The 19281-nt window shown below is 35.2% G+C and carries 11 protein-coding genes; 10 read left to right on the forward strand and 1 reads right to left on the reverse strand.

The annotated features are described in order from the left end of the window. Positions 1 to 809: 809 nt before the first annotated feature. A complete protein-coding gene (locus ACP6PM_RS01555; RefSeq protein WP_426581208.1) occupies positions 810 to 1805 on the reverse strand; it encodes a Rieske 2Fe-2S domain-containing protein in 996 nt (331 codons plus the stop codon). Between the two features lie 947 nt (positions 1806 to 2752). Between ACP6PM_RS01555 and ACP6PM_RS01560 the strand changes: the two genes are divergently transcribed. From ACP6PM_RS01560 to ACP6PM_RS01605, 10 genes are all read left to right on the forward strand, one after another. Then, a complete protein-coding gene (locus ACP6PM_RS01560) occupies positions 2753 to 4291 on the forward strand; it encodes a histidine--tRNA ligase (protein WP_426581209.1) in 1539 nt (512 codons plus the stop codon). Between the two features lie 75 nt (positions 4292 to 4366). Beyond that, positions 4367 to 4624, forward strand: coding sequence for a four helix bundle protein (locus tag ACP6PM_RS01565; RefSeq protein WP_426581211.1), 258 nt, complete (start codon positions 4367 to 4369; stop codon positions 4622 to 4624). A 319-nt stretch (positions 4625 to 4943) separates the two neighbouring features. Beyond that, positions 4944 to 5960, forward strand: coding sequence for an ATP phosphoribosyltransferase (gene hisG, locus ACP6PM_RS01570; RefSeq protein ID WP_426581213.1), 1017 nt, complete (start codon positions 4944 to 4946; stop codon positions 5958 to 5960). A 636-nt stretch (positions 5961 to 6596) separates the two neighbouring features. Then, a complete protein-coding gene (locus ACP6PM_RS01575; protein WP_293107384.1) occupies positions 6597 to 6824 on the forward strand; it encodes an indolepyruvate ferredoxin oxidoreductase subunit alpha in 228 nt (75 codons plus the stop codon). Positions 6825 to 7816: 992 nt separating this feature from the next. Further along, positions 7817 to 9838, forward strand: coding sequence for a P-loop NTPase family protein (locus tag ACP6PM_RS01580; protein ID WP_426581214.1), 2022 nt, complete (start codon positions 7817 to 7819; stop codon positions 9836 to 9838). Positions 9839 to 10482: 644 nt separating this feature from the next. Further along, positions 10483 to 11262, forward strand: coding sequence for a hypothetical protein (locus ACP6PM_RS01585; protein ID WP_426581216.1), 780 nt, complete (start codon positions 10483 to 10485; stop codon positions 11260 to 11262). Between the two features lie 981 nt (positions 11263 to 12243). Then, positions 12244 to 14022, forward strand: a complete 1779-nt coding sequence (locus tag ACP6PM_RS01590; RefSeq protein ID WP_426581218.1) for a S8 family serine peptidase — start codon at positions 12244 to 12246, stop codon at positions 14020 to 14022. A 1174-nt stretch (positions 14023 to 15196) separates the two neighbouring features. Continuing rightward, positions 15197 to 16159, forward strand: coding sequence for a diiron oxygenase (locus ACP6PM_RS01595; protein WP_426581220.1), 963 nt, complete (start codon positions 15197 to 15199; stop codon positions 16157 to 16159). 622 nt (positions 16160 to 16781) lie between these two features. After that, a complete protein-coding gene (locus ACP6PM_RS01600; protein ID WP_426581221.1) occupies positions 16782 to 17528 on the forward strand; it encodes a glutamine amidotransferase in 747 nt (248 codons plus the stop codon). A gap of 917 nt (positions 17529 to 18445) precedes the next feature. Then, positions 18446 to 19281 (forward strand): tetratricopeptide repeat protein (locus ACP6PM_RS01605; RefSeq protein WP_426581223.1); only part of this gene is annotated, 836 nt, incomplete at its 3' end.

The raw sequence follows: 19281 nt of genomic DNA on the forward strand, positions 1-19281 counted from the left end.
CGTTATAGTTTTTAGATTTTAGATTAAGTCGATAGGGTAGCCATCCCTCTGTTGCAGGTTGAGAATTAATTAAACTATTGCGTTATAGTTTTTAGATTTTAGATTAAGTCGATAGGGTAGCCATTGCCTAATACAGCACTTTCCGGTGTAATGAGCTACACCTTGTTTTAAGACAGAAGTCAGAAGTCAAAAACTAAGAAAATTGGACTGTACCTGATAGCAAAAGAAACCGCTGTATAATTTTTCTATGAAGTTAGATTTAATAAAAGGGCGTTGTTGAAACACGGTATGATTTGATAATTTGGGGTTGTTTGAACTACTTGTTAATATTAACTGTTCCCAGTTAAGTGTTCCCTGTTCCCTATTACCGATAAACTTACTTTCATACCTTAATTCAGCAATGCCAATAAAATATATAGCACTCACTATTACTGGTGCAGACATCATAGTAATAGCAACTGCTATAATTATTCAAGTATTTACCGAATAATTAATAATTAATAATAATTAATTAAATAATTAAGGTTAAAAGCCTCCCCTTTCAAGGGGAAAAAATAAATAATATTTCCTTATATTCAATTCCCGAACGGTTTTAACCAGAGGTAATTATCAATTATCCATTATCCATTATCCATTAATGAAAGTGCCTTTCCTGATAGAGCACCTCATATCACAATCAAAACTTTGTAGAGACCTTCGATGGAACGTCCCTACTGTGTTTTACCCATAAAAAAACTCTGTAATTTCTGTAGTTAGCTGCAAACTCTACTAACTGAATTAATCCATCAAAAATTGTAAAATATAGCTTGTTACTTTTGAACTGAAGTATTTGGTATCAGAGAATTTTCTGAGTAGAATTGACTCGCCCAACTTCGAGACTGACGCACCGGACCATCATCTTGATATAAAGGTGGATTATGAATATCTTTTTTATTCTCTAAAATACTAACATCTTGTTCAAAAGTTTCTAAAACATCCTGTTTTAACATCTTATTTAAAATCAAACTTAAAGGAAAAGGTAGAACTTTTTTCACACTATAAAATATGGCAATATCAAGATGCTCATTATCTATTGGTGTTCCTGTAAAAATAGTCAACAAACCTAGCTTTAATTTTCCTTCTGTCCAGTAAAAACTCACATCATAAGCAGGTCCGTAATAAATAGTAGTAACTGAGCCATCTTCTAATACTAATTTTCCTGCTGCTAAAGAAGATAAATTATATTTCTGAGACATTCTATGGGTTAAAATTGGTCCGTCAATTTGTACGCCATGACTATGAGCGCTTTTAAAAGTACGGCTGTGCAAATTATATAAGTGAGAGACATCTACACTGTTATCCATATAATCTTGAAGGGTAGTACGTACTTTCCACTGACGGACTAAACGTAGAGGAGTCCATTCTTGAGAGATTAGTTCTGGTATTTGTGGTATTTCCCAATCTGGCAGTTTTCCTTGATGGTGATGGTACATCATTATTAGACCATTCAGCTCAAGTACAGGCCAGCTCTGTATTTTCGCTTTGGGTTTGGGTTTATCTGGATAGGGAATAGCAGCGCATTGTCCATTTGTATCCCAGAGCCAACCGTGGTAAGGACATCTTAGGGTTTGGCCTTCTATTCTACCTCCATGAGCAAGATGAGCGCCTAAGTGGGGACAGTGAGCATCAAAAATATGAGGTCTGCCATCTTCTGTACGAAATAGTACAAAGTCTTTTCCGAAGTAATGAAGTGGTATGACTCCTTTGGCAGATAAATCTTCACTTCTGGCAACACGAAACCAGCTATTAGGGAGGTTTGAATACATAATTATTTTTTTTGAATATAGACAAAAATCAGCTATTAGTCTAATAGGATAGCGATCGCTTACCAACTAGAAACATTAAAAAATATAAGATTTTCTTGACAAGATAGGAAAAGCTCCACAATATGAAAATATTTCTGTTATTGCTCCTGGGAAAAATTCCTAAATGTTTGATTTTCTCTTGTTTACGAAATTACGTTGAATAAAAAATCATGTATATAGACGAGTAAACCCAGTTGATATTTATAATATCAGAATTTTTTTGAGGATGCAACGGAAAATCCTTTGACCCGCGATTTTTCGGAAGCTTGAGAAAATGAGAATGTTGGTAATTTCCCACTCAGGAGGAACAGATGGAAATATTTAATGATGGAAAATTAAGTATCCAGCAAAGCCCCAGAAAATGAAAATATTTCTGGTATGGCTCCTAGGAAAAATTCCTAAATGTTTGATTTTCTCTTGATTACGAAATTACGTTGAATAAAAAATCATGTATATAGACGAGTAAACCCAGTTAATATTTATAATATCAGAATTTTTTTGAGGATGCAACGGAAAATCCTTTGACCCGCGATTTTTTTTCAGGAGCTTTCAAAAATGAAAATATTGGTAATTTCCCACTCAGGAGGAACAGATGGAAAGATTTAATGATGGAAAAAAAGAGATAAAATAAACGCCGTGTGCAACTTTTTCTAACCGAGGAGATTTAGGGAGTTTTGAGAACCAGACTTTCCGCTAAAGCTCCATAAACGCTGATTATTCCATAGAAAGTTGCACATCGCTTCATTAATGGATAACAAAAACTATCTCTAAAATTAGAAATTACCTCTGGTTAAAATCGAAAGGATTGAATCAAGTACGGAAATCTTATCCATTATCCATTATCCATTGGTATGATACATCTGTGTCAAAATTCCAATGAGAAAACTACAGTCTTTGATATTTTGTCTATGCAAACTACAAAAGTAGAAAGAGTCAGAGGAGTTAACGACATCCTCCCAAGCACCTACCAGATCGATCGACAAATCAAAAGTACACTGAGTAGTAATTTTGAATCCTATGGCTATCGACCAATAGACGTGCCACTCATAGAATATACCGAACTCTATCTGAAAAAATCTGGTGAGGAAATTATTTCTCGTCTCTACGACTTTGTTTACCGTAACCGTCGCCTCTGTCTAAGACCAGAATTCACGGCCTCAGTTGTCCGTGCCTATTTGGACAACCTCCAAGAACTACCTCTGCCAATGCGACTTTATTATACTGGGCCAGTATTTCGTTATGAACAGCCTCAGAAAGAAAGATATCGGCAGTTTACCCAAATGGGAATAGAACTAATTGGAGCAACAGGAGCGATCGCTGATGGGGAAGTTATTTCTATGGCGTGTCAAGGTTTAGACCGTCTAGGTTTAACTGAATATCAAACATTTATTGGCCATGTTGGAGTTCTGAATAATTTTCTTGACCATCTTCAGCTAGATACTCGTCTTCGTAGTTTTTTGCTTACTCAGATGGAAACTTTCAGAACGGAAGGTAAAGAGGTTGTAGAAAATCGACTTTCTGAAATTTACCCGGCATTTAAAAAAGATAGTTCTGTTGAACAAGAAGTAGATACAAATACGACAACCAAAAAAATTACAGATATTCTCCAAAGTTTAGAAGAAAGTGAGGCACGAAGAGCAATTTTTGAGTTCCTGGAAAGTATGAATATCGGACTCACAAGCACTCGCGCACCGGAAGAAATAGTTGACCGTTTGTTAGTTAAAATTAAACATCAAGACCAAACTCAAGAACTAAATCAAGCACTAGAGTTTATGACGGAATTGAGTCAACTAAAAGGAGAGCCACTTGCGATATTTAAAGAAACCGAAAAACTCCTATCAGCTTATAGTATTGATGGTTATGGGTTGACACAATTACAAGATATTTTGAAAAGTTTAGAAGCTTTTAATATTGACAAAAATCGCATTAGTCTTGACCTGGGAATTAGTCGGGGTCTTCAATATTATACAGGTATGGTTTTTGAGATTTATAATAGTAAATTAGGGGTAGAAAGAAAGTTATGTGGTGGAGGTCGATATGATGATTTGGTTGTCAGTTTAGGAGGTAAACAAGATACTCCAGCGACTGGTTTTTCTTACGTGATGGAAGAACTTAGAAAAGAATTAGCAGAAAAACCTGATTTGAGTTTAAATAATTATCAATTTGTGGAAATTTTGATAGTTGGGATTAGTTCAGAATCTTATGGTTATTCTGTAGAAATAGCTCAAAAATTAAGACAGCTAGGTTTACGAGTAGAAACTGATGTGATAGGAAGAGATGTTGAGAGTAATATCGAGTATGCGAATCAGCAGAAGATTCCATTTGTAATTATTATCAACTCTGCCGAAAAACAAGGAAGTAAAGTGCTTTTGCAAAATCTGGATTCAGGGGAACAAAAAAATTTAGAATTGCATGAAGTAGTAAATCAAGTTAGAAATATTGAATAAGCATTCAGTGGTAACCTAGTCTCTTACAGTGGTACTTCTTTATGAGCTTTATTACCTTTAAAATGGGAATTAGCATTGGTAAATTTTCAAGAATTAAAAGTATGGGTAAAAGCTTATAAGTTAACTTTAGCAGCCAATCGAACCACATCTACATTTCTTGCTATAGAATTGTATGGATTGACAAGTAAAGGTTGCCGTTATTGTGCTTCAATTCCTATAAATATTGCAGAAGGATATGGTAGAAATGAAAATGTAGAAATATGTCGTTTTATTCAAATTGCTATGGGTTTAGCTAGTGAGCTTGAATATTATCTTTTACTTGCTCAGGACTAGAATTTAATCAAATATTCGACTGGATGAATCTCTGGTTGAAAATTTAGTAGAAGTTCAATTAATGCTTACTTCATTTATTAAAAAACTGAAAGCTAATAGCTGTTTGCAGAGCATTCTACAGGAAATGCTTACTGAACATCCTAAAATCAAATTACCAAAAAATAAGGTTTCAAGCCACCCCCCTTTAAGGGTATGAAAAAAATATTCGATTCAGTATTTCAAGTCTCCTAACTTAGGCGAAGATGGTGATAACTAATAACCAAATTTAAAGCCTCCTAATTCAGCAGGAAATACTAATAACTAATAACTGATAACTGAAATGACAAAAGATAAATTCTTAAGAATAGCCTTACCAAGTAAAGGTGCTTTAGCAAAAGGAACAATGGAGTTATTGTCAGCTTGTGGTTTGGGTGTATCTAGACCTAATGAAAGACAATATTTTGGTTCTATTCCTGCTTTACCACAAGTAAAAGTTTTATTTCAAAGAGCAGCAGATATTTTTACAAAGGTAGAAGAAGGAAGTGTTGATTTAGGAATTACAGGTTATGATGTGGTTTCTGAAGAAAGTCAATCCCATGATGATGTAATAGTAATTTGGAATAAATTAGGCTATGGTAAATGTAAATTAGTTTTAGCTGTTCCTGAGAGTTGGGTAGATGTTTCTTCTATAGAAGATTTAGCAGAGTTAACTCTCTTATTTAGAGATAAAGGAAAAAATTTGAGAATTGCTACTAAATATCATCATCTAACCCAAAAATGGCTATACGAAAAATTAATTGTACATTTTTCTTTAGTAGCAGTTCAAGGTGCAATGGAAGCGGCACCTAGTATGGGATATGCTGATATGATTGCTGATATAACTAGCACTGGTACAACTCTCAGAGAAAATCGTTTAAAACAAATTGAAGGAGGTACACTTCTTGACTCCCAAGCTTGTTTAATTGGTAATAAACGCTTATTACAAGAAAGTGAAATTAAGTTGGAAACAACTAAAGTATTTTTAGAGTTAATGGAAGCTCAAATGGAGTCGAAAAAGTATGTTTCAATAACCGCAAATGTAGATGGAAAATCAGCAGATGAAATAGGCAATCGCCTCATGTATAAAAGTGAATTAGCTGGTATTGCTGGTCTGCAAGGACCGACTATTGCTAAGGTATATTCTGGAGAAAAAAATGATTGGTATGCTGTAACAATTGTGGTCAAACAAAATATGTTATTGCCAGCAATTAACCATCTGAGAAAAGTAGGTGGTACAGATCTGACAGTTTCTACTCCTAATTATGTTTTTGGTTCTAAATCTCAAATTTATGAGGAATTTTTGTTAAAGCTAAATTGAATAAGGAAGGAGGGAAAAGTCTTGGAGGATACTTCCACTAAGTTGCTCTACAGTATTCTACTGGAGATAACATTATTGCTGGAGATAACTTGTATTTTAGTAAGCATTCAGTCGTCAGCTATCAGCTATGAGTTATGATGATTATCGCCCTGAAGAAGGAATTACTCTTTAAGCAGAATTACAGCATATTTCGGGCAAATGATCTACAAGGCGTGAATAGTAAAAGTATTGTAGTGCCATATTGTCCGCTAAATCTGTACCTCATAGCAGCCATAAGTGCTCTAAAAGTTATGAATGAAATTGCTCATCAGCTAATCTTATACTATTTCTCTGTAAGAATGCCCTTAATAGTTGTTGCTTAGACTTTATTACACTGACTATTCTCATATTTATATTAAGTGCAACTTCATGGAGAAATGGTATTAATAGTTGTTTGATTTTTTCAAAAGCTTTTCGCGTATAATTCCGCAGGAAATGCTGAATGCCAGCTAGCTGAATGCTTACATATTTTTCTGCTAAATTGCTAAGATATTTGTCTAATCATCTTTCTCTTCCCTTATTGCCTATTGCCTACACCAAGCCCTATAAATTTTAATTAATTACTTTAAACTTTTAACTAAACTAAAAAAAACTAAAATGCCACATACAATTGTTACTAATATTTGCGAAGGTGTTGCTGACTGTGTTAATGCTTGTCCAGTTGCTTGTATCCATCCAGGACCTGGTAAAAATACTAAGGGAACTGATTGGTATTGGATTGATTTTGATACCTGTATTGACTGTGGAATTTGTCTAGAAGTTTGTCCTGTAGAAAAAGCAATAGTTGCTGAGGAAAGACCTGAATTACAAAAGACTCCTGATTAGTTTTTCTGACGAAGAGTCTAACTCAAAAATACGGATAATCTTTCTACTGCTTCGCGATCGCTTTTTGGTATTGAGTAACCATTATTCTGAAAGAAGTTCTATGTAAAATTTTTGCAGGAATTTTAAGTCTGTAGGGGTTTGGTCTCCAAACCTCTACTTGGTATTGAGTAGGTGAGCATAAATAAACTCAACTGACCTAGAGCGGGTTTTTAAGACTAAATTGCTAATTGCTCACATTCGACACGTCAACTTGTAACATTAAAAGTAGTATAAAAATCGGTCGCTCGCGAGGTATTTATATAATAGTAGACATATCCAGAAAAGAGAGAACAGGGAACAGGGAGAAATAATTGATAATTTATTGATAAGAATTGATTTTATTTTTAATTTTCACCAGATGTCCAGTATAAATCATCTTCATTGACCTTTCTAATTCGTCAAATTCTAGGGAACTCTCCACAACAGGTGGTAATATCTTGAGAATATCTCAACCAGGACATTTATTAAGTTTAGATATAGACTCAACAATAGAAGATATTTATAATTTAAACACTCTATCTTTAGCAGAATTATTGACAGGTGAAGAATAAAAAAACGCCACATCCATAATTGTTAATAACAATAGTGAATTAAAATTAGCAGATAATACAATAATTGCCGATACACCAGGAAATGTATTTGTCTCTGGAAAAATACATTTATCAACTCAAGAAAAAGAAAGTAATTTTATTGTCTTAGCTAATAAGGATATAATAGTCGATCCAGAGTTGATATAATATAAAATCCGGTTATACAGTAATCGCATGCATTACTTCCTCTTAATCAGATATTCTATTGAATACGAATTTAAAAATTTAATAGTTCAATTCTTTCTTTCTCCGCGCCTCCTAGCTCTTGACTCCTGACTCCTAGGGCGATACGATAACTAATTACCCAGATTCTATATAATAGGTTGTATGGTTCAAATTTAAATTATATCAAGTATCAAGATTATGATCGATCTAAATCTTCAAGCTCAACTTCAAAAAAGAAAAAATCCATTTGGAAGTAGTCGAGTTGATCATCCTTTTCAGGTGCATAATGATGCAGATAATGTTTTTAGTAAAGAATTTCATAGGATACAATCTACTCTAAAAGATATTAAGCAAGATATAAATCATCAAAGTAAAGGGGTTGTAGTTATAGGAGAACCTGGGTTTGGCAAAACTCACCTAATGATGCGACTAGCAAATAGTAGATTAAAAACTAATCGACTATTATTTATTCGTCAACCTAATAATCCCGATGCTGTTATATATCATATTTATAGTCGGATACTTGAATCTTTGATTAGGAGTATACCAAAAATTAATTATACTCAACTAGAATATTTGATTGCTAATAGTTGTGCCAATATTTTTCAAGAAATTATTGTTGAAAATCCTCATCTATATTTGCAAAAAACTAGCAAAAAAGACAGGGATATATTAGCAGAAGTCGAACATGGAAACTACCTGAAATTACTAACCTATTTATCATCGGATATTAAAGCTAGAAGAGAACTTTGGGAACATATAGAAAATCGAGTTTATCTGTGGTGGGTGACAAATTATTCAAGCGCAGGATATGCACCAGAAATATTAAAAGGAATTATCAAGTTTTGTGGATATAGAGCTATAGATTATCGTTCTATCATTAGAGAATGGTTGGCAATGAATGAAGTACCTCAAAAATACTTAGATAAGGTCAGGATAGCATCCTGGAATCAAAGTATAAATCGAGAAGAAGTATCTCTAGAAGCATTAAAGATATTTGGTTATTTATCACTTTTAGATGAACCTTTAATTATTGTATTCGATCAGTTAGAAGGTTTGGGTAGGGAATATAATCAAAATCTTTTGCATAGTTTTGGAGAAGCTATTAAGGAAATTTTTACCCATGTTCCGAATAGCTTGATTATTTTGAATTTATTTCCGGATCGTTGGGAACAGTTTCAACAAGAGTTTGATGATTCTATTATAGATAGAATTTCTCAGTGTCAAGTCTTTTTACACAAACCATCCGAAGAACAATTAAAAACCATTCTTAATGAAAAGTCTAAATCTATTAATATTCCGATAGAGCAAATCTTTACTCCACAAGAAATTCAGACTATCTTAAATAGAAATTCTGTGCGTGGAATTATTAATTCTGCGGCTGATTTCTATAATTATAAAATTCATAATATTCCTTTACCTGAGTATCTGAATGTCGAGACAAGGAACACAATAAAATTACAGGATAATTCCAATTTACAAAGTTTAGCCTCAGACATTAAACAAGTTAAAGAACTTGTTCTCAAGATAGCTGAAAAACTGGATATTGAATCTAATCTAGAAACAAATTCAGAAGCAAAAGTTGATAAAAATGGTAAAACATCTATTGCTCAAGCAACTCAAACTAATGCCGATAAAATTATCATAGATTACCTCAATCAGCAATATCATGAACTAGAAGAAAACTATAGTGAGTCTCAAATTATTACCAGTAGTGATGACCAAGGAAAATTGGAGAAAATTTTTGCATCGTTTAAAATAATTAAACCAGATATCAAGTTAGATTTTCTCGCCTTAGATAAACCTAAAAAAATTCCAGACCATTTAGTTATTCAGACAGCAACTCTAGGTTATGCTATAAGTTTTTTATATGATGGAGGAAACGCATTTTTTTCTCGGATGACTAACTGGAATGAATTAGTGGTAAAAAATTCTCATCTCAACTTTTATGTATATCGAGATGCCAGAGGTTATCAAGTTAGTGGTGAAAAAAGTCTGGCAGAATTAGATAAATTTAAAAATTTGGATAATGCTGAATATATTGTTTTAACAAAAGATGAACGAATTATTTTTGAACTGGTTTATCAAATCATTGTGGATATTCAAAACCAAGATTTAGAAGTGAAGTTGGATGAAGCTTTATTGGTTGTTTTAAAAAGATATTCACATCATTCTTTATTAAAAATAGCCCACAAAGTCATAGGAAATATTTCAATTTAGCCCTAGGAATAATTTAACTTCTAACTTCTGAATTCTGCTAGATATCCCTAGCTTATTTTTAACTATCTATTGTTAACTCGAATTCGCTCAATACTTATCTTATTTATTCCCTTTCACTACTATTTGAAAAAATCCGGAGTTTGACTCGAAAGTTCAGAAGGTTGATGATAGAGAACAACGAATCTGTAAACAATTACACCAATTTATGTGTATATTTAAGTAGGTAAGTATAAATAAACGCAATCTTTAGAGGACGGGTTTTTAGAACTATATCTTTCTTATTTCAAGGCTTTTGGTTAAGCCTGCCCGCTACAATTTTTGATAGTGGTGAATAGTAATCGTATAGGAGGTGTGGGAAGTGGGGGAAGTGTGGGAAAAAATATATATTCTCACCATTACTATGCAGGAAAAGCCAATTTTTTAATGTTTAATTAGATTTACCTACTTGCTACAAATAAAACATCAATCATCAGATAAATCAGATAAATTTTCAGGATTAAATCTTTTTGCCTCTATTTTTTATGGCAATTTATCTGTTCCAATAAAGCTGTTCCCTAAAATCCCAAAGTTGTATATCTCACCAATTTTATAATTGCTATAGTTATAGCTAAATAAAATTTGAATTAATTTTAATGGAGAACAATATGAAAAGTACACTATTAGAACCAACATATATTTTTGATAATGAATATCAGCTAAATCAAACAATTAATTTGACTGATAACTATGAACAAATTCCTAATGATATTACTGAAAATAATCAAGACTTTTCAGGTCGGATTGGTCATTACTGGTATAAAAAAAAATTAGATGACAATCTTGAACCCTGGGAAATAATTCGGCTAATTAAACAAACGAGAATTGAGATTGCTGAATATGCAGAATCAACCATTATTGGTTCCGATCATAAATACGATAAAATTAAAGCGGAACTAGGGATGAATATTATTATTCCCAAAGGTAAAATTGAACAACTGAGATTTGAAGTTTCTTTCAAAGAAAATAGTAGCGATGAAGCAATAATAGCTGTAGATGGATTACCATCTGATTTATTTGATGAAAAATATCTAGTTAAAGGTAAAGTTAATGTAGCAGTTGATAAATTACTAAAATTTATTCCCGTAAATCTTAATGTTTCAAATCTCTTACCTGCTGAGATTGAACTAGAACCATGGGAATTTAATCTAGGACGTATGAGAAATGTTAAAATAGATTTTTCTGGGGGATTAACTTCTCAACCAGCTTGGTTTTTTCAAGGCAATGGAATTAAAAATGATGTTAGAGTAGCTCTGACAATAAAAAAACCAAAAAACTTGGATAAAATTACTGCAGATGTGCGGGCAGCATGGGTATATAAACCAGGTTTATTTAGTTCACAAAAAGTCGGGAGTGATGTGAAAAATATCCTGATTTATGAAAAATAGTAAATTAATTATATCCAGAAAGCAAAATACATATTTTTGTGGGTTGAGAAACCGGGTTAGGGTAAAAGAAATAAACCCGATTTTTCTGTGTGTTTCTTAACTGTTAGTGGGGATAAGGAGCATCACATTATACTCAGGACTTACGCAAAATATCAAATTATCCGCTATGTGTAGGGGCGATTCGCGAATCGCCCCTACTAGATATGGTGGTTATGCGTAAGTCCTGATACTAAACAAGCTACAATAGTAGCGCATCTAGACTAAAACTGTGGGTAAAACCTAACCCCCCAACCCCACAACTATCCCCCCTGCTCCCCTTTTTTCGCTATGCTTTATAAACATCTTTCTTAACATAAAACGCGGACATTAGAAAGAAGTTATGAATTTGCCATTCAATGGATATTTTAGGAGAGTAAACGTATTTAATTAGAGGTTAAACTCCCCCCACCTCCCCATCTCCCCACCCCCCCATCTCCCTATCATAAAAGGGTTTTAGGAGTTCCTTATAGAACCCATTTGAGATCTATATAATTATGGTAGTCAAGTCTTTTTGCGCATCAATTTTGAGGAAAAATCATCATCTGAAGGAGTGTTGAATTTTTTGTATTATTTCTCCCCACATCTTCCTTCTTCTCTCTTCCCTCTTACCTCTTACCTCCTGTCTCCTGTCTCCTGTCTCCTGTCTCCTGACTCCTTGCTAAATTTATGAAGATACCTTCAGGGGTTCTATAAAGGATAGCTTTGAAAGGGGGGTAATATTCTCCCCTCTCCTTGCAGGAGATGGGTCGGGAGAGGTCTTCATTGACTCAAATTTACCCACATTTTCAAGCTAGACCACTAAACTTAAAGGGATGGCGAAGTTTTCTCCCCAAGCGGGTCGGTGCCCTCGAATTTCAGGTAAAAATCAGACAAGAATGGAATGAATAATCAATATCTTCTAGATACCAATAAACCCTTATTTCTTCTTCACTGAGTAAAAATATGAAACCAGAAAAAATTGCTCCTGGATTAATAAACGCCTTAGAATACTATCAACAAAAAGGCGAAAAAGGTCTCAACCTGCATCTGCGGTCGTTGGGTATTATTAACGATCCAAAAACTACAAAACCAGCTTTAGCATCAGTGTTTATCCGTTGTGCAGAAAATGCTAATCTTGATCGCCTCAAAGAATATGGAGTACAAGTAAAACAGTCTAGAGGTAAAATTCGCACAGCATTTGTTCCCCTAAAAAACATAGGGCGTTTATCCGAAGAATCAGCGATCGCTCGTATTACTCCCTCCCGTTACATGAAACCTCTATTAGATGTAGCTACAACCACTATTGGTTTGCCTAATTTTCAGAGAAACACTAATTTAACTGGTAAAGGAGTCATCATTGGCATCATTGATAGCGGTATCGATACTACTCACCCCGCTTTTACTAATAGAATTTTGCGGATATGGGATCATACCCTCCCTAATGATGGCAACAGTGAATATCCCGAAGGTTTAGAACTAACTGGCAACTTACCCAAGGGAATATTAGCAATGTCTCGCGACCAGACTGGTCATGGTACTCATATTGCTGGTATTGCAGCAGGTAATCATCATGCTTTTACAGGTGTCGCTCCCAACGCAGACTTAGTAATAGTTAAAGCTGGGTTGAATACATATATTGCCGATGCGATAGACTATATATTTCGGGTAGCAAATGAACTGCAACGACCCGCAGTAGTCAATCTCAGTTTAGGAGACCACTACAACGCCCATGATGGTAGCGATCCCTTATCTAATTTCATCGACCAAGAATCTGGTCCTGGCAAAATTGTCTGTTGTGCGGCAGGTAATGAGGGAAACGTTGATATCCATGCAGAAACTATTGTACAAGAAAATCAACAAGCTTGCCTCCGTTTCCTCATACCTGCTTCCATCTGTTCCTCTCCTCCTAGATGGCGAGCAGAATTAAATGGTTGGTACGGCAGCAACGATAATATTGAAGTGGCAGTGCAGTCTCCGGAGGGAAGTCGCACTCATTTTCAGAGTATCGGTGAGAATGGTTACTCCCAGCAAATTTACCGTTTATCAGGAGCGCAAGTACAAATTATTATGTACGGTCCGGAAAATACAGACAACGGGGAACATTGGTTTAATATTGAAATTAGTCACGACCCTACTTCTGTGTCGATCGCTTCTGGAAATACGGGAACTTGGCGACTTTTATTAAATGGGGTTAGCATCAAAAATGGTAGGGTTAATATCTGGAGTGGGGAGAATAAAAAGGGATTTGATGTCGTATTTACAGGAGGTGGCGTACAAGATTTTATCAAAATTGGTTCTCCTGGTGCAGCAGGAAGAGCAATTACAGTAGGTTCATATACGGCGCGACTATCCTGGCAAGATGTGGAGAAAAATTGGCAAAAGGTGGGATTAGATTTACATACAATTTCAGAATTTAGTAGTCCTGGTCCGTTGCGTAATGGCATTCAGAAACCAGATGTAGTTGCACCGGGAGCGATGATAGTTTCTGCTTTGTCTTCTACTTCTAATTGTTCGTCAATGATGCAAGTTGACCAGTTTCATCGAGTGATGGCAGGTACGAGTATGGCAACACCTTTTATTACTGGGTTGGTAGCTTTGCTATTGGAGAGGGAACCTGAGTTAACACCTGAAGAAATTAAGCAACGTTTGTGTTCGTGTAGTTCCATCCCAGGAAAACCTGCTGGCAGTTTTGACCCGAAGTGGGGTTTTGGTTTGATTAATGCTGAGAAATTATTAGATTAGGGAGTAGGGAGTAGGGAGTAGGGAGTAGGGAAGAGGGGGAAGTGTGGGAAGAGGGGGAAGTTCGCGATGACAGAAATACTTTATTTTGCGTAAGTCCTGATTATAACATTGACTGATATTTATGATGAAGTTTTGAGTGGATAATAAGTTGTTGTTTGTAGTAGAGCTTTAACCCTATGTATTGTTCGAGCTAAAGCACTACCGGAGTTAACACCTGAAGAAATTAAGCAACGTTTGTGTTCATTTAGTTCGATCCCAGGAAAACCTGCTGGCAGTTTTGACCCGAAATGGGGTTTTGGTTTGATTAATGCTGAGAAATTATTATATAGCAATCAGGAATGATTTATGAGATATTTAAGAACAATTCAGATCGATTAAAATCCTTTTTTCTGACTCCTGACTCCTGAGTTCCCCTCCTGGAAGGGGTTAGGGGTGTGTTGACTCCTAATTACCACTAAAATCTTACAACTGAAATATGATTGCTATATTAGGGAATAGGGAATAAAAATATTGAGGAAACCTAACCTATTAATACTAGGATTAGTTGATTAAGAAGAAAATGATAAACATCCGAAATTTTACTGAGAAATAGCTTAAAAATTAAATAGATTTTTTTTACTTAGTAATAATCAAGAAATAATATAGAAATAATATTATATTCTTAGATTATATTATGAGAGGCTGTTTGTAAACAATTGCGAAATATTAGTAGCGATATAGCTGCCGCTAGGCTCCGCCTTTCATGTCGCGAAGCGAAACGCTAACCGTTTGAGCATTAAACGAATCATTGAAATATGAATGAAGGCTTCGCGCTTTGTGAGAATTTTCTTCATAATATGCAACAAAGTCTTAAGATTATGCCCGATCCCAAGTAAAAGTTCTTTCCACTACCTAACCTCTGGGTAAAGTTATTACAGTTAAAGGCAGATACAGCAGTTTCCAAAGCTATGAGGTACATATATTAAGGGTTTTAGGGAGTAGGGGAGTAGGGGAGTAAGGGAACAAGCAAAAAATATTTACCCCATCAAAGGTCCAGTTATTGGACCTCATAACAACGGGAAACGCTTTAACTTTACTTTACAAAACTTTACAAATAGTTGCTTATATATTAATATATAATCTCATATATAATCTAATTAAATGATTAACAATATCAATTTCAGGAGTATAACTCATGGTTTCACAGCCAGAACTAACAGTTTCAAAAAATCGGAATGGGTATAAGAGTCCCTTCGAGCAGTGGGATGAAATAAGCTGGATTAGAACTAAACCAATTAGAGAAGGAATAATTTCTGGACTACCATTTTCTCCAGACTTAGTACCCCTAGCAAGTCATCCCGAAATTGCTAAGGATCGTAATAGTTGGATGAAAGCTTTAGCTTATCAATTATTAGGACATCTCAGGTTTACAAACATACTTGAACTGAGTCATGTTAATCCTGTCACTGCTGGGTTAGCAGAAGGACGTGCCCCATTTAGAATAACTTATCAACAACAAAGTGATGCCTTGAGAATTTACTGCGATGAAGGAGGTCACGCATTATTTACAGAACATCTCGCTAAACAAGTAAGAGAAACTTACGGAATAGATCAATCTATGATTGGTCGCCCCAGGTTTGAAATAGAACTTGAAAAAATTTTAGAAGATAATAAAACACAGCTTTCTCCTGATTTAATAAAGTTATTTTTTGTGGCTATTTCCGAAACTCTAATTACTAAAGTTTTGCATAGTTTGCCTCACGATCCAGATGTCGATCCATTAGTAAGAAAAGTTATCGGCGATCATGCTGCTGATGAAGGACGACATAATATTTATTACCGTACTCTTTTCCCAATAATTTGGGATAGTTTACCTTGTTATCATCAAGAAGAAGTAGGGAAGATTTTACCAAAACTTCTTTGTGCTTTCGTGGGTCCAGACTTAGAATTTGAATACAGAGTTCTCCGTCAACTTGGTTATAATTCGGAGGATTCCAGAGGTATGTTAGAAGAAATTCACCCGATGAGTAAAACGTGTGAAAGTGCTAGGAAAGCAGCAGCTCCTAGTTTAAAAATGTTTGATGAAGCAGGAGTTTTTCAGATTGCTGTAGTTGAGCAAACTTTTGCCGACCATAGTTATTTAGTCGAAAAAAATTAGAGGAATTTATAGGTGTGGTTCATTAATGGATAATGGATAATGGATAATTACCTCTGGTTAAAACCGTTCTTGATTGAATATAAGGAAATATTATTTCTTTTTTTCCCCTTAAAAGGGGAGGCTTTTAACCAGAAAAATTAATTATTAATTATTCTGTAAAGTAGAAAATTATGATTTAGTGATTAATAATTACCTGTTCCTATAAAATAGTTTTTTTTCTGATTTCGGGCAATAAATCGTAGTGTATCTAAGAAGATATTTTCTACCTTAGTATGAAAGTTTTCAGTCTATAAATCTGACTCTTAACTTTTTACTTAGGTCAACTAGAGCTAATATCATGTCCGGTTGAATAGTTATAATTAGAGCTTCGTAGTAGGGATTTAATTATAACTTATAGATGGGGCTAGAGCAATACTACAAACAAAAACTTTTTTTATCACTAATTATCCTGACACGATATAAGTAGTTAATAAGAACAATTTTCCAAACTTTTTAGTCACTAATTTGAAGGTTAAGTATCGGGCGATCGCTCTAATTTTTTCTTCTTTCTTAACTGCTCATTTTTTTCTCTACTAACTAACATAGTGCTATATAAGCTGAATTTAACTTAAGGAGTATGGGATTGAAAGATACAAAAAATGCTGTTGTTATTAGACATTTAGCTTTTGAAGACTTAGGCACTTTAGCTGATGCTTTGACACAACAAAATTATGCAGTAAATTATCTAGAAGCTGGAGTAGATAATCTGGCTAAAATTGATTCAGAGAAAACTGATTTACTGATAATTCTTGGCGGACCTATTGGAGTTTATGACGAGCCAGATTATCCGTTTTTATCAGATGAATTAAGTTTATTACAGAATCGTCTGAAAGCAGATTTACCTACCCTTGGTATTTGTTTGGGTTCTCAATTAATTGCTAGAGCATTAGGAGCATCAGTTTATGCAGGTTCAGGTAAAGAAATTGGCTGGTCAAAATTGGAGTTAACTGAAGAAGGAATCAATTCACCTTTAGCTGATTTATCACCAGAAAATACATCTGTTTTACATTGGCATGGTGATACTTTTGATTTACCAGTTGATGCAACTTTACTTGCTTCAACTTCCAAGTATAAAAACCAAGCTTTTAGTTGGAAAAAAAATTGTTTGGCTTTGCAATTTCACCCAGAGGTAACTACTATTGGATTGGAAAGATGGTTTATTGGTCATGCAGCAGAAATATCTACAACTCCAGATGTGACTGTTACTAAGTTAAGACAAGATACAGTAATTTATGGTGAAAAATTAGAAGTTTATGCCAATCAATTTTGGCAGACTTGGTTATCAGAATTAGAGAGTAGTAAAGAGCCAGAAAAGTTATTAGCTAGATAATCATCATTTTCGAGAAACTTTATGTAGAGGTATTTCACAAAATATCTCTACATAATTTTTTACGGCTATATTTATATATATCATATCCGGATGATTAGTGATAAAAAAGTTTTTGTTTGTAGTATTGCTCTAGCCCTATCTATACTTGGGGCTAAAGCAATACTACTGCCGTGTCAAGACTAACATTGTGGGTTAGGAGCGAGCAACCTAGGAGACCTCTCCCCCAACCCCTCTCCTTGTAGGAGAGGGGAGAGATCCCCCCCTTCCCTTGTAGGGAAGGGGGTTGGGGGGTTAGGTTTTTTTAACCCACATTTTCAAGCTTGACGCGCTACTACGAACTTTAATTATCACAATGGCTGATATTTATGATGAGGTTTTGATATAGCATTCAGCATTCAGCAGCAACTTGTCATTGTGAGGGGGGAGGGGAAAGAATTGGGTGATTGGTTTTGCCATTATTCCCCCCGTGGCAATCTCCTGCAAATAGAGATTGCTTCGGCTTATTTAACGATTTTCCCAAAAGTTTAACTTGTTTAGCGTCGCCTCGCTGCGGACAATTATTGGTTTTGTCGTTATACCCCCCCGTGGCAATCTCCAGCAAATAGAGATTGCTTCGGCTAACATTAAGGATTTTCCCAAAAGTTTAACTTGTTTAGCGTTGCCTCGCTGCGGACAAGTTGGTCATAGTCATTGCGAGGGGGGGTGGGAAAGAATTAGATTCCTGGTTTGGTCATTATTCCCCCCGTGGCAATCTCCAGGAAATAGAGATTGCTTCGGGGAGTATTAAGGATTTTGCCAAAATTTTAACTTGTTTAGCGTCGCCTCGCTGCGGACAGATGAGTTAAATTAAGTAAAGTGCATAACTGGTTAATTCTACGGATATATAATTAAGTAGGTGTGCTAATGGGGTGAATTTTATGAAAGCAATAATTAAATATTCTCTGGTATGGGGAGCAACATTTATTAGTATCTGTGGGTTGACTGTGGGGATGGCTAAACCAGTAGTAGGGGAAATTAAACCTGCTGTGGTAGCACAACAGTCTGGGGCAGTGGAGGAATTTAAGCGACTTATTCAACAGGCACTTCAGTTATCAAAACAAGGCAAACATAGTGAAGCTATCCCATGGCTAGAGCGAGCCTTGGTTATGATGGAAAATGCAGGTGCTTCTGAAACCCCTGATGCTGCTCTAGTTATTAACTTTTTAGGTCTACAGTACTATTACCAAGGTAATTATAGCCAAGCTTTATCCCTATTACAAAGGTCTCTGGCAATCAGAGAGAAAGCATTAGGAGCTGACCATCCAGATGTTGCTACTAGCCTCAACAACCTAGCATTACTGTACCAGAAGCAAGGGAACTACACAGAAGCCTTACCTCTATACCAAAAGTCTCTAGCAATTAGAGAAAAAGCATTGGAAACTGACCATCCAGATGTTGCTACTAGCCTCAATAACCTGGCATTACTGTACCGTGTTCAAGGGAAGTACACAGAAGCCTTACCCCTATTCCAAAGGTCAAGGGCAATCTTTGAAAAAGCATTAGGAACTGACCATCCAAATGTTGCCACCAGCCTCAGTAACCTGGCAGCACTGTACCGTGACCAAGGGAACTACACAGAAGCCTTACCCCTATACCAAAGGTCAAGGGCAATATTAGAAAAAGCATTAGGAGCTGACCATCCAGACGTTGCCACCAGCCTCAATAACCTGGCATCATTGTACCAGAAGCAAGGGAACTACACAGAAGCCTTACC

Origin of the sequence: Dapis brunnea BLCC-M229 (assembly GCF_050015995.1) — a bacterium.
GTDB lineage: Bacteria > Cyanobacteriota > Cyanobacteriia > Cyanobacteriales > Microcoleaceae > Trichodesmium.

What these genes read in the sequence shown, in the direction of transcription:
- ACP6PM_RS01555 (WP_426581208.1), bottom strand. Translation starts at nt 1,805, where the DNA reads ATGTATTCAAACCTCCCTAATAGCTGGTTTCGTGTTGCCAGAAGTGAA.
- ACP6PM_RS01580 (WP_426581214.1), top strand. Translation starts at nt 7,817, where the DNA reads ATGATCGATCTAAATCTTCAAGCTCAACTTCAAAAAAGAAAAAATCCA.
- hisG (WP_426581213.1), top strand. Translation starts at nt 4,944, where the DNA reads ATGACAAAAGATAAATTCTTAAGAATAGCCTTACCAAGTAAAGGTGCT.
- ACP6PM_RS01560 (WP_426581209.1), top strand. Translation starts at nt 2,753, where the DNA reads ATGCAAACTACAAAAGTAGAAAGAGTCAGAGGAGTTAACGACATCCTC.
- ACP6PM_RS01590 (WP_426581218.1), top strand. Translation starts at nt 12,244, where the DNA reads ATGAAACCAGAAAAAATTGCTCCTGGATTAATAAACGCCTTAGAATAC.
- ACP6PM_RS01575 (WP_293107384.1), top strand. Translation starts at nt 6,597, where the DNA reads ATGCCACATACAATTGTTACTAATATTTGCGAAGGTGTTGCTGACTGT.
- ACP6PM_RS01595 (WP_426581220.1), top strand. Translation starts at nt 15,197, where the DNA reads ATGGTTTCACAGCCAGAACTAACAGTTTCAAAAAATCGGAATGGGTAT.
- ACP6PM_RS01585 (WP_426581216.1), top strand. Translation starts at nt 10,483, where the DNA reads ATGAAAAGTACACTATTAGAACCAACATATATTTTTGATAATGAATAT.